10 protein-coding genes and 1 pseudogene are annotated in these 11,726 nt (G+C 61.2%); 7 read left to right on the top strand and 4 right to left on the bottom strand.

Going from position 1 to position 11,726, the window contains the following annotated elements; genetic code table 11:
* Positions 1-132: 132 nt before the first annotated feature.
* The 7 genes from IF103_RS22765 (at position 133) to fdhA (ending at position 9,126) form a co-directional block, all read left to right on the top strand.
* Positions 133-1,386 (top strand): serine hydroxymethyltransferase, encoded by a 1,254-nt coding sequence (locus tag IF103_RS22765; protein WP_023382765.1) that lies wholly within the window; start codon positions 133-135, stop codon positions 1,384-1,386.
* Positions 1,387-1,400: 14 nt separating this feature from the next.
* Entirely contained in the window at positions 1,401-2,651 is a 1,251-nt protein-coding gene (locus IF103_RS22760) for a sarcosine oxidase subunit beta family protein (protein ID WP_023382764.1), read from the top strand.
* A gap of 15 nt (positions 2,652-2,666) precedes the next feature.
* Positions 2,667-3,002, top strand: coding sequence for a sarcosine oxidase subunit delta (locus IF103_RS22755; RefSeq protein ID WP_023382763.1), 336 nt, complete (start codon positions 2,667-2,669; stop codon positions 3,000-3,002).
* Entirely contained in the window at positions 2,999-6,019 is a 3,021-nt protein-coding gene (locus IF103_RS22750; RefSeq protein ID WP_023382762.1) for a sarcosine oxidase subunit alpha, read from the top strand. The genes IF103_RS22755 and IF103_RS22750 overlap by 4 nt, the downstream gene beginning before the upstream one ends.
* A gap of 100 nt (positions 6,020-6,119) precedes the next feature.
* Positions 6,120-6,752: a sarcosine oxidase subunit gamma gene (locus IF103_RS22745; protein ID WP_023382761.1), complete on the top strand. Its 633-nt coding sequence runs from the start codon at positions 6,120-6,122 to the stop codon at positions 6,750-6,752.
* A gap of 12 nt (positions 6,753-6,764) precedes the next feature.
* Positions 6,765-7,622 carry a formyltetrahydrofolate deformylase gene (gene purU / locus IF103_RS22740; RefSeq protein ID WP_023382760.1) on the top strand — a complete coding sequence of 286 codons (858 nt, stop codon included), beginning with the start codon at positions 6,765-6,767 and terminating at the stop codon, positions 7,620-7,622.
* Positions 7,623-7,926: 304 nt separating this feature from the next.
* Entirely contained in the window at positions 7,927-9,126 is a 1,200-nt protein-coding gene (gene fdhA / locus IF103_RS22735) for a formaldehyde dehydrogenase, glutathione-independent (protein ID WP_023382759.1), read from the top strand.
* Between the two features lie 74 nt (positions 9,127-9,200).
* Here the strand turns inward: fdhA and IF103_RS22730 are convergent, their stop codons facing one another.
* The 4 genes and pseudogenes from IF103_RS22730 to IF103_RS22720 form a co-directional block, all read right to left on the bottom strand.
* Positions 9,201-9,437 carry a hypothetical protein gene (locus tag IF103_RS22730; RefSeq protein ID WP_202675692.1) on the bottom strand — a complete coding sequence of 79 codons (237 nt, stop codon included), beginning with the start codon at positions 9,435-9,437 and terminating at the stop codon, positions 9,201-9,203.
* A gap of 141 nt (positions 9,438-9,578) precedes the next feature.
* Positions 9,579-9,842, bottom strand: coding sequence for a DUF3077 domain-containing protein (locus IF103_RS22725; protein ID WP_023382755.1), 264 nt, complete (start codon positions 9,840-9,842; stop codon positions 9,579-9,581).
* 139 nt (positions 9,843-9,981) lie between these two features.
* Positions 9,982-10,220, bottom strand: a pseudogene (locus IF103_RS25035) (hypothetical protein).
* A 471-nt stretch (positions 10,221-10,691) separates the two neighbouring features.
* On the bottom strand, positions 10,692-11,591 hold the full coding sequence (locus IF103_RS22720) for an RHS repeat-associated core domain-containing protein (RefSeq protein WP_252189419.1): 900 nt from the start codon (positions 11,589-11,591) through the stop codon (positions 10,692-10,694).
* Between the last annotated feature and the right edge of the window lie 135 nt (positions 11,592-11,726).

Raw genomic sequence — 11,726 nt, 5'->3', positions numbered from 1 at the left:
AACGACGAATGTCGTAAACGCGCCATTGCAAGGCGTGCGCAGGCATCTGAGTCACCCCGGCCAGTCATACCATCGCCATAAAGGGCCACAGTGCCTTACAGACAAGAAACGATCGCTGCCGGGAGAAACAAGATGTTCAGCAAGCAAGACCAGATCCAAGGTTATGACGATGCACTGCTGGCGGCGATGAATGCCGAAGAACAGCGTCAGGAAGATCACATCGAGCTGATCGCCTCGGAGAACTACACCAGCAAGCGCGTGATGCAGGCCCAGGGCAGCGGCCTGACCAACAAGTACGCCGAGGGCTACCCAGGCAAGCGTTACTACGGCGGCTGCGAGCATGTCGACAAAGTCGAAGCGCTGGCCATCGAGCGCGCCAAGCAGCTGTTCGGCGCCGACTACGCCAACGTCCAGCCACACTCTGGCTCCTCGGCCAACGGCGCTGTCTACCTGGCCCTGCTGCAGGCCGGCGACACCATCCTGGGCATGAGCCTGGCCCATGGCGGCCACCTGACCCACGGCGCCAAGGTGTCGTCCTCGGGCAAGCTGTACAACGCCGTCCAATACGGCATCGACACCAACACCGGCCTGATCGACTACGACGAAGTCGAGCGCCTGGCTGTCGAGCACAAGCCGAAGATGATCGTTGCTGGCTTCTCGGCCTACTCCAAGACCCTCGACTTCCCACGCTTCCGCGCCATCGCCGACAAAGTGGGCGCGCTGCTGTTCGTCGACATGGCCCATGTGGCCGGCCTGGTCGCCGCTGGCCTGTACCCGAACCCGATTCCGTTCGCCGATGTGGTCACCACCACCACCCACAAGACCCTGCGCGGCCCTCGTGGCGGCCTGATCCTGGCCAAGTCGAACGAAGAGATCGAGAAGAAACTCAACGCGGCCGTCTTCCCAGGCGCCCAGGGCGGTCCGCTGATGCACGTCATCGCTGCCAAGGCCGTGTGCTTCAAGGAAGCGCTGGAACCTGAATTCAAGGCCTACCAGAAACAAGTCATCGAGAACGCCCAGGCCATGGCCCAGGTGTTCGTCGATCGCGGCTACGACGTGGTCTCCGGCGGCACTGACAACCACCTGTTCCTGGTCAGCCTGATTCGTCAGGGCCTGACCGGCAAAGACGCCGACGCCGCCCTGGGTCGCGCCCACATCACCGTCAACAAGAACGCCGTACCGAACGACCCGCAGTCGCCGTTCGTCACCTCTGGCCTGCGCATCGGTACCCCGGCCGTCACCACCCGCGGCTTCAAGGTTGCCCAGTGCGTGGCCCTGGCCGGCTGGATCTGCGACATCCTCGACAACCTCGGCGATGCCGACGTCGAAGCCGATGTGGCCAAGAACGTCGCCGCCCTGTGCGCCGATTTCCCGGTTTACCGCTGAGGGAGTAACCCACCATGCAACGTTATTCGGGCTTCGGCCTCTTCAAACACTCTCTCAGCCACCACGAGAACTGGCAGCGCATGTGGCGCACGCCGACCCCTAAGAAGGTCTACGACGTGGTCATCGTCGGCGGTGGCGGCCACGGCCTGGCCACGGCCTACTACCTGGCCAAGGAGCACGGCATCACCAACGTGGCGGTAGTCGAGAAGGGCTACCTGGGCGGCGGCAACACTGCCCGTAACACCACCATCGTGCGTTCCAACTACCTGTGGGACGAGTCGGCGCACCTGTACGAGCACGCCATGAAGCTGTGGGAGGGCCTGTCCCAGGACCTCAACTACAACGTGATGTTCTCCCAGCGCGGCGTCTACAACCTGTGCCACACCCTGCAGGACATGCGTGACTCCGAGCGTCGTGTCAGCGCCAACCGCCTCAACGGCGTGGATGGCGAGCTGCTCAACACCGCCCAGGTCGCGGCCGAGATCCCGTACCTGGACTGCTCGAAGAACACCCGTTACCCGATCCTCGGCGCGACCGTTCAGCGCCGTGGCGGCGTGGCCCGTCACGACGCCGTGGCCTGGGGCTTCGCCCGTGCCGCCGATGCCCTGGGCGTGGACCTGATCCAGCAGACCGAAGTGATCGGTTTCCGCAAGGAAAACGGCGCGGTCATCGGCGTGGAAACCAACAAGGGCTTCATCGGCGCCAAGCGCGTCGGCGTGGTCACCGCCGGTAACTCCGGGCACATGGCCAAACTGGCCGGCTTCCGCCTGCCGCTGGAATCGCACCCGCTGCAAGCACTGGTGTCCGAGCCGATCAAACCGATCATCGACAGCGTGATCATGTCCAACGCCGTGCACGGCTACATCAGCCAGTCCGACAAGGGCGACCTGGTGATCGGTGCGGGTATCGACGGCTGGGTCGGCTACGGCCAGCGTGGTTCTTACCCGATCATCGAGCACACCCTGCAAGCGATCGTCGAAATGTTCCCGAACCTGTCCCGCGTGCGCATGAACCGTCAGTGGGGCGGCATCGTCGACACCACCCCGGATGCGTGCCCGATCATCTCCAAGACCCCGGTCAAGAACATGTTCTTCAACTGCGGTTGGGGTACCGGCGGCTTCAAGGCCACCCCGGGTTCGGGCAACGTCTTCGCGGCGAGCCTGGCCAAGGGCGAGATGCACCCGCTGGCTGCGCCTTTCTCCATCGACCGTTTCTACAACGGCGCACTGATCGACGAACACGGCGCTGCTGCCGTCGCCCACTAACCGGAGACAACCGTCATGTTGCAAATTTTCTGTCCCCACTGCGGCGAGCTGCGCTCCGAAGAAGAGTTCCACGCCTCTGGCCAGGCGCACATCGCCCGCCCGCTGGACCCCAACGCCTGCTCCGACGAGGAGTGGGGCACCTACATGTTCTTCCGCGATAACCCTCGCGGTATTCACCACGAACTGTGGGACCACGTTGCCGGCTGCCGTCAGTACTTCAACGTCACCCGTGACACCGTGACTTACGAAATTCTGGAAACCTACAAGATTGGCGAGAAGCCACAGGTGACCGCCAACGGCAAGGCCAGCAGCGCACCGTCGACCGTCAAAGGCCAAGGGGAAAAAGTATGAGCCAGACCTATCGCCTCGCCAGCGGCGGCCGTATCGACCGCAGCAAGGTCCTGAACTTCACCTTCAACGGCAAGACCTACCAGGGCTATGCCGGTGACACCCTGGCCGCCGCGCTGCTGGCCAACGGCGTCGACATCGTCGGTCGTAGCTTCAAGTATTCGCGCCCTCGCGGGATCATCGCCGCCGGGACCGAAGAGCCGAACGCCATCCTGCAGATCGGCTCCAGCGAAGCCACCCAGATCCCTAACGTGCGTGCCACCCAGCAGGCGCTGTACGCAGGCCTCGTCGCGACCAGCACCAACGGCTGGCCGAACGTCAACAACGACGTCATGGGCATTCTCGGCAAGGTTGGCGGCAGCATGATGCCGCCGGGCTTCTACTACAAAACCTTCATGTACCCGAAATCGTTCTGGATGACTTACGAGAAGTACATCCGCAAGGCAGCCGGCCTGGGCCGCGCGCCGCTGCAGAACGACCCGGACAGCTACGACTACATGAACCAGCACTGCGACGTGCTGATCGTCGGTGCCGGCCCTGCTGGCCTGGCCGCCGCACTAGCCGCCGCCCGTAGCGGTGCCCGTGTGATCCTGGCCGACGAACAGGAAGAGTTCGGTGGCAGCCTGCTCGACAGCCGCGAAACCCTCGACGGCAAGCCTGCCGCGGACTGGGTCAACAGCGTCGTCAAAGAGCTGGAAAGCCTGCCGGAAGTGACCCTGCTGCCGCGTGCCACGGTCAACGGCTACCACGACCACAACTTCCTGACCATCCACGAGCGCCTCACCGACCACCTCGGTGACCGTGCCCCGATCGGTCAGGTGCGTCACCGCGTCCACCGTGTCCGCGCCAAGCGCGTGGTGCTGGCGGCCGGTGCCCACGAGCGCCCACTGGTGTACGGCAATAACGACGTGCCGGGCAATATGCTGGCCGGTGCCGTTTCCACCTACGTACGCCGCTACGGCGTGGCCCCAGGCCGCAAACTGGTGCTGTCGACCAACAACGACCACGCCTACCGCGCCGCGCTGGACTGGCACGACGCCGGCCTGCAAGTGGTGGCGATCGCCGACGCGCGCCACAATCCACGCGGTTCGCTGGTCGAGGAAGCGCGCGCCAAGGGCATTCGCATCCTCACCTCCAGCGCTGTGATCGAGGCCAAGGGCAGCAAGCACGTCACCGGCGCCCGTGTGGCCGCCATCGACGTCCAAGCGCACAAGGTCACCAGCCCTGGCGAAGTGCTCGAATGCGACCTGATCGCCACCTCCGGCGGCTACAGCCCGGTCGTTCACCTGGCCTCGCACCTGGGCGGCCGTCCGGTATGGCGTGAAGATATCCTCGGCTTCGTGCCGGGCGACGCACCGCAGAAGCGCGTGTGCGTAGGCGGCGTGAACGGCGTGTACCCACTCGGTGACGTGATTGCCAATGGTTTCGAAGGTGGTGTGCAAGCCGCCACCGAAGCCGGCTTCAAGGCTACCGTCGGCACCCTGCCAAAAGCCGTGCAGCGCAAGGAAGAAGCGACCGTCGCGCTGTTCCAGGTTCCGCACGACAAGGGCACTGCCCGTGCGCCGAAGCAGTTCGTCGATCAGCAGAACGACGTCACTGCCGCGGCCATCGAACTGGCCACTCGCGAAGGCTTCGAGTCGGTCGAGCACGTCAAGCGCTACACCGCGCTGGGCTTCGGTACCGACCAGGGCAAGCTGGGCAACATCAACGGCCTGGCCATTGCTGCCCGTTCGCTGGGTATCGGCATTCCGGAAATGGGCACCACCATGTTCCGCCCGAACTACACCCCGGTGACCTTCGGTGCGGTAGCCGGTCGCCACTGCGGCCACCTGTTCGAGCCTGTGCGATTCACCGCCCTGCATGCCTGGCACGTGAAGAACGGCGCCGAATTCGAAGACGTCGGCCAGTGGAAACGTCCGTGGTACTTCCCCAAGGCGGGTGAAGACATTCACACCGCCGTGGCCCGTGAATGCAAGGCCGTGCGCGACAGCGTGGGCCTGCTGGACGCCTCGACCCTGGGCAAGATCGACATCCAGGGCCCGGATGCCCGCGAGTTCCTCAACCGCGTGTACACCAACGCCTGGACCAAGCTCGACGTGGGCAAGGCTCGCTACGGCCTGATGTGCAAGGAAGACGGCATGGTCTTCGACGACGGCGTGACCGCCTGCGTTGGCGACAACCACTTCTACATGACCACCACCACCGGCGGCGCCGCCCGTGTGCTGCAGTGGTTGGAGCTGTACCACCAGACCGAATGGCCAGAGATGAAGGTGTACTTCACCTCGGTCACCGACCACTGGGCCACACTGACCCTGTCCGGCCCCAACAGCCGCAAGCTGCTGAGCGAGCTGACCGACGACATCGACCTGGACAAGGAAGCCTTCCCGTTCATGACCTGGAAGGAAGGCACCGTCGGCGGCGTGCCGGCCCGTGTGTTCCGAATCTCGTTCACCGGTGAGCTCTCGTACGAAGTGAACGTCCAGGCCAACTACGCCATGGGTGTGCTGGAGAAGATCGTCGAGGCAGGCAAGAAGTACAACCTGACCCCGTACGGCACCGAGACCATGCACGTGCTGCGTGCCGAGAAGGGCTTCATCATCGTTGGCCAGGATACCGACGGCTCGATGACCCCGGACGACCTGAACATGAGCTGGTGCGTGGGCCGCAACAAGCCGTTCTCGTGGATCGGCCTGCGTGGCATGAACCGCGAAGACTGCGTGCGCGAAAACCGCAAGCAGCTGGTGGGCCTCAAGCCCGTGGACCCAACCAAGTGGCTGCCGGAAGGTGCTCAGTTGGTGTTCGACCCGAAACAGCCGATCCCGATGGACATGGTCGGGCACGTCACTTCCAGCTACGCGGCCAACTCCCTGGGCTACTCGTTCGCCATGGGTGTGGTCAAGGGCGGCCTCAAGCGCATGGGCGAGCGTGTCTACTCGCCGCAGGCCGACGGCAGCGTGATCGAGGCGGAAATCGTGTCTTCGGTGTTCTTCGATCCGAAGGGTGAGCGGCAGAACGTTTGACTCTGGGCCCTGTGGGGGGTGGCTTGCCGGCGATAGTGCCGGTGGCCACACCACAGAAGCTGCTTCGCATCGACGAACAAGAATTCAAGGCAGGTAAGAAATGAGCGCTATCAACGTCTTCCAGCAAAACCCCGGCGCCGAGGCCAAGGCCCAGTCGCCACTGCACCACGCCGACCTGGCCAGCCTGGTGGGCAAAGGCCGCAAGAACGCAGGCGTGACCCTGCGTGAGAAGAAATTCCTCGGTCACCTGACCATCCGTGGCGATGGCCATGACCCAGAATTCGCCGCAGGCGTGCACAAGGCCCTGGGCCTGGAGCTGCCGGTGGCGCTGACCGTGGTCGCCAATGGCGAAATGTCGCTGCAATGGATGGGCCCAGATGAGTGGCTACTGATCGTCCCAGGCGGCCAGGAGTTCGCAACCGAGCAGAAACTGCGTGCGGCCCTCGAAGGCCAGCACATTCAAGTGGTCAACGTCAGCGGCGGACAGAGCGTGCTGGAGCTACGCGGCCCGAACGTGCGCGACGTGCTGATGAAGTCCACCAGCTACGATGTTCACCCGAACAACTTCCCGGTGGGCAAGGCGGTCGGCACCGTGTTCGCCAAGTCGCAACTGGTGATCCGCCGTACTGCCGAGGACACCTGGGAATTGGTGGTTCGCCGCAGCTTCTCCGACTACTGGTGGCTGTGGCTGCAGGACGCTTCGGCCGAGTATGGCCTGAGCATCGAAGCCTAAGGAGAACGAAACATGAGTCGGGCACCGGATACTTGGATTCTCACCGCCGACTGCCCGAGCATGCTCGGCACCGTCGATGTGGTGACGCGTTACCTCTTCGAGCAGCGTTGCTATGTCACGGAGCACCACTCCTTCGATGATCGGCTGTCGGGGCGCTTTTTCATTCGCGTCGAGTTCCGCCAGCCGGACGATTTCGACGAAGCCGGTTTCCGTGCCGGCCTTGCCGAGCGTAGCGATGCGTTCGGCATGACGTTCGAGCTGACCGCGCCGAATCACCGCCCCAAGGTGGTGATCATGGTGTCCAAGGCCGACCACTGCCTGAACGACTTGCTGTATCGCCAGCGCATCGGCCAGTTGGGCATGGACGTGGTCGCGGTGGTGTCCAACCACCCCGACCTCGAACCGCTCGCGCAGTGGCACAAGATCCCCTACTACCATTTCGCCCTCGACCCCAAGGACAAGCCTGCGCAAGAGCGCAAGGTGTTGAACGTGATCGAGGAAACTGGCGCCGAGCTGGTCATTCTTGCGCGTTACATGCAGGTACTGTCGCCTGAGCTGTGCCGGCGCCTGGATGGCTGGGCGATCAATATCCACCACTCGTTGTTGCCTGGTTTCAAAGGCGCAAAGCCGTACCACCAGGCCTACAACAAGGGCGTGAAGATGGTGGGTGCCACCGCGCACTACATCAACAACGACCTCGACGAGGGGCCGATCATCGCCCAGGGCGTCGAGGTGGTGGACCACAGCCATTACCCGGAAGACCTGATCGCCAAAGGGCGTGATATCGAGTGCCTGACCCTGGCGCGAGCGGTGGGCTATCACATCGAGCGGCGGGTGTTCCTGAACGCCAATCGGACTGTCGTTCTCTAACGGCTGTTCCAGCTTCTTCCCGACTGACGCCGCTCCCGCACGGATATCATGCCTTCAGGGGCAACGTGGTACCTGTAGGAGCGGCCTTGGCCGCGAAGAGGCCCGAACAGTTCACCCCCTCGGTTTCATCCCGCCGGTTTCCCCGCGACACTGCTGCCGCTAAAAGGCATCTGCTTGTCGCTCCCAGTCAGTGCACCCTGCGGTATCAGGCCCACAATTCTCTGCATTCCAGTAACACAAGCCGCCCATGGATGGTGGCGCTTCAACCAACGCTGCATAAATACAAATCAAGCGAGGTAAGAGCATGTCTGGCAATCGTGGAGTGGTGTATCTCGGCGCTGGCAAGGTCGAAGTACAGAAGATCGACTACCCGAAAATGCAAGACCCACGCGGCAAGAAGATCGAGCACGGCGTGATCCTCAAGGTGGTTTCCACCAACATCTGCGGCTCCGACCAGCACATGGTCCGTGGCCGCACGACTGCCCAGGTCGGCCTGGTTCTGGGCCACGAAATCACCGGTGAAATCGTCGAGAAGGGCCGCGACGTCGAGCGCATGCAGATCGGCGACCTGGTCTCGGTACCGTTCAACGTTGCCTGCGGCCGCTGCCGCTCCTGCAAAGAGATGCACACCGGTGTCTGCCTTACCGTCAACCCGGCCCGCGCCGGCGGTGCCTACGGCTACGTCGACATGGGCGACTGGACCGGCGGCCAGGCTGAGTACGTGCTGGTGCCCTACGCCGACTTCAACTTGTTGAAGCTGCCACAGCGCGACAAGGCGATGGAGAAGATCCGTGACCTGACCTGCCTGTCCGACATCCTGCCAACCGGCTACCACGGTGCCGTGACTGCCGGCGTAGGCCCAGGCAGCACCGTCTACGTTGCCGGTGCCGGCCCGGTCGGCCTGGCTGCTGCAGCCTCGGCACGCCTGCTGGGCGCTGCATGCGTCATTGTCGGCGACCTCAACCCAGCCCGCCTGGCCCACGCCAAGTCCCAGGGCTTTGAAGTGGTCGATCTGTCCAAGGACACCCCGCTGCACGAGCAGATCGTCGACATCCTCGGCGAGCCGGAAGTGGACTGCGCCGTCGACGCCGTAGGCTTCGAGGCACGTGGCCATGGCCACGAAGGTGCCAAGCACGAAGCCCCGGCCACGGTGCTGAACTCGCTGATGCAGGTTACCCGCGTCGCCGGCAACATCGGTATCCCGGGCCTGTACGTGACCGAAGACCCGGGCGCGGTAGATGCCGCTGCCAAGATCGGTGCGCTGAGCATCCGCTTCGGCCTGGGCTGGGCCAAGTCGCACAGCTTCCACACCGGCCAGACCCCGACCATGAAGTACAACCGCCAGCTGATGCAGGCGATCATGTGGGACCGCATCAATATTGCCGAAGTGGTGGGCGTGCAGGTGATCAACCTGGATCAGGCGCCGGAAGGCTACGGCGAGTTCGATGCCGGTGCGCCGAAGAAATTCGTGATCGACCCACACAAGATGTGGGGCGCGGCGTGAAGTGACTGACAAGACAAAGCCCCTCCCGTGAGGGGCTTTGTTTTTTCTGGGTTGTCCGAGGGCGGTGGAGCGGGTCAGTTCGCCTGGTCATTGTGGGGGGTGGAGCTTTCGCTTTCTTTGCCTTGCACCACGAATACAGAGCCTTTGTCATCGGTTGCCAGCAACCCTGTGCTCGATACCACGTCTACTCGCTGCTCGGCCAAGGGCATATCGGCATGTCGAATGATGATGTGGTAGCAGTCGCCTTCTTTTACGGTAGTTGGCTTGTCGGTGTTGTAGAAGAAAAGCTTGCGTTTCGATGATGTGCTCATGATTCAAGTCCCTGCCGTATCGGTTGAATGGAGGCTGCTCGAAGCCCATTTTGAACAGCCGCAGGAATTTTGATACTGGCAGAATTAACAGTTTGGGAGCGGGCTTGCCCCGCGAAGAGGCCAGCCCTGGCGACCCATGGATCAGCGCATCATCCCCAGTTCGGCATCATCCAGCAGCGCCTTGGCCAATGCGCTCAGATAATGTGAAGCCCAAAGCAACTGCGGCTTGTTGTCCATCAGCCCGTCAATGGTCAAATCCCGGACATAGCCCATCAGTTCCGAAGCCTGTTCGCGGGCACTCTGGCAGGGAATGCCCGGTGCAATGCAGAACAACGGGTGGTTATGGCCTTCGGCCTGGTAGAAAAAGGTCTTGCCGACGGTGGTCTTGGTGTCGTCGCTGGTCATCATTCAACCTCCCTGCAGTTTCTCGACTGCCAGGCCCGGCCCTATCGCGGCTAAAGCCGCTCCTACAGGCCCAGCGCAATACTTGTAGGAGCGGCTTTAGCCGCGATAGGGCCAGCCCAGCCAACACAAGTCTCACGCCTTAATGCAGCGTTCGCGGTTCCGCTGGCATCTGCACGTGTATCAACGCCGTCTTCAGCAGTATGCGCAGCGCTTCAAGCTCATGCATCGTGGCCATGATAAGGATCGAGGTCGGCGACTTGGGCTGCAGCAGAATGGCCTGGTGCACGACGGTTTGAGCGCAGGCATAGTCCGTGGCCTGGATAAGGGTGTCTTCGAGGAAGGGGAATTGTGGGGTGGATCGGGGACGATCTTTAGCATGGTGTAAACCTCTGTCGGTTGCGCCGACGCCCCTGCTGTCAAACATATGGGTGGCGGCTGTACGCGGGTTGACAGACCGGTCGACAGAGTAAACCCGGCGCACACGAGGTGCCCCACGCACAGCCACCATATAAGGCAATCCACAATGCGTCCGTCGAAATCGGCCTGTAAAAGCCGGTCGTTGATCAGTAACGACCGCCCGAGACTAGAGCGCGACCCAGATCACCGCAATGGCTTTGGGGGATTGCGAGTATGTTTCGGAAACGTCTTACAGGGATTAGGGGAAGTCCGAAGAATCTACTGGGAGGCCAAGAAGAACGTGATCTTTGTCAGTTGATAATGCCGTCTTTTGCGTAGAGTTTAGGCATTTAAGAAGTTAGCGATAGCACTGCTCAAAATATAAACTTCGGCGACACCTGAAACCCCAGATAGGAATTTTAGGTGCCGCGGTAGATGAGGCCAGGTAAGACCTCAAGTTTTTCTAATATCGCTGGCGGTATCCTTGGTGTCTGTCGTTAGAAGCTTCAGGTAGCTCTCCTGGTTCGCCGGGGTCATGTACCGTTCTTTACCGCCGAGTGTTATTTTTTTGAACGTCTCTAACGTTTCTTGGTTTTTTATGGCGTAACCGAGTTGCGTCTTGTATTGGCTCAATTTAATTCCTTCTGTACGCGTGTTTCCAGGCACTGTCTTGCTTCCGTAGTTCGGTGCGTTTATGGCCTTGTACTGTTTGACTTTTCTGGTGAGGAAAGAGGTTGTTATTTGCATGTTTTTCTTTAATTTATTGTACTCTGTCTTGCTTAATGATTGTTGTTTTGCTTGAGCGAGATCCTTGAGGGGGAGGTGTGCCGCTTCCAGTCGCTCAGCCGATGTGGGACGTTTGCTCTTATTTGTGAAAAAATTCCAAATGCTGCTATGACCTGACGGATCAATTTTGTTTATCGGATCACCCTCGCAATATGCATAGGCGTTCACTCCCCCAGCGTCAAAAGGACTCTGGTCGTCAGCTGAGTGGAAACGCATTAGGCTGGGGTTGTAGCACCGGTAGCCATTGCCTAGCAGATAGGTGCCTGTAGCATTCACGTATTCGCCGTTATATGCCAGCAGTGAAAGCTGTGCCTGCGCAGTCGGACAGTACCCGTATGCAGCATAGCTTAACACGTTAGGCATGTTTGAGGTTTTGATAAGAAAAACAGAGCCCGAATCATCAGTCGCTATACGTTTTCCTCCGAAGGTGCCTGACTCGCTATATCTCTCAGCCAGTGGCAAGCTCCTATGTCTAATAACTGAGCTGGTCAAATTGCCCCGCTGTATATTGGTTAACTGGCCGTCATTGTAGAAGAGCAAACTTTTCTCAGTAGTGTGTCGTTTCAATGTTAAGTCCTCGTTCACTGATATGTGGTGCTTTGCTGCTATCTTCCCGACGGCTGCCCTGTGGTCCCTTTCACCCCATGGCAGTGCTCCTGGAAAAACCAGAGTCGGCTTGCCGATACCTCTGGCCAACTCGTC

This window comes from Pseudomonas sp. SK2, from assembly GCF_016772395.1.
Classification (GTDB): Bacteria; Pseudomonadota; Gammaproteobacteria; order Pseudomonadales; family Pseudomonadaceae; genus Aquipseudomonas; species Aquipseudomonas taiwanensis.
This window is presented reverse-complemented; position numbering and strand designations above follow the sequence as displayed.

Excerpts from the sequence above, each read along its gene's own strand:
- IF103_RS22745 (WP_023382761.1), top strand. The coding sequence starts at position 6,120 with ATGAGCGCTATCAACGTCTTCCAGCAAAACCCCGGCGCCGAGGCCAAG.
- IF103_RS22755 (WP_023382763.1), top strand. The coding sequence starts at position 2,667 with ATGTTGCAAATTTTCTGTCCCCACTGCGGCGAGCTGCGCTCCGAAGAA.
- IF103_RS22730 (WP_202675692.1), bottom strand. The coding sequence starts at position 9,437 with ATGAGCACATCATCGAAACGCAAGCTTTTCTTCTACAACACCGACAAG.
- IF103_RS22765 (WP_023382765.1), top strand. The coding sequence starts at position 133 with ATGTTCAGCAAGCAAGACCAGATCCAAGGTTATGACGATGCACTGCTG.
- fdhA (WP_023382759.1), top strand. The coding sequence starts at position 7,927 with ATGTCTGGCAATCGTGGAGTGGTGTATCTCGGCGCTGGCAAGGTCGAA.
- IF103_RS22725 (WP_023382755.1), bottom strand. The coding sequence starts at position 9,842 with ATGACCAGCGACGACACCAAGACCACCGTCGGCAAGACCTTTTTCTAC.
- IF103_RS22750 (WP_023382762.1), top strand. The coding sequence starts at position 2,999 with ATGAGCCAGACCTATCGCCTCGCCAGCGGCGGCCGTATCGACCGCAGC.
- purU (WP_023382760.1), top strand. The coding sequence starts at position 6,765 with ATGAGTCGGGCACCGGATACTTGGATTCTCACCGCCGACTGCCCGAGC.
- IF103_RS22760 (WP_023382764.1), top strand. The coding sequence starts at position 1,401 with ATGCAACGTTATTCGGGCTTCGGCCTCTTCAAACACTCTCTCAGCCAC.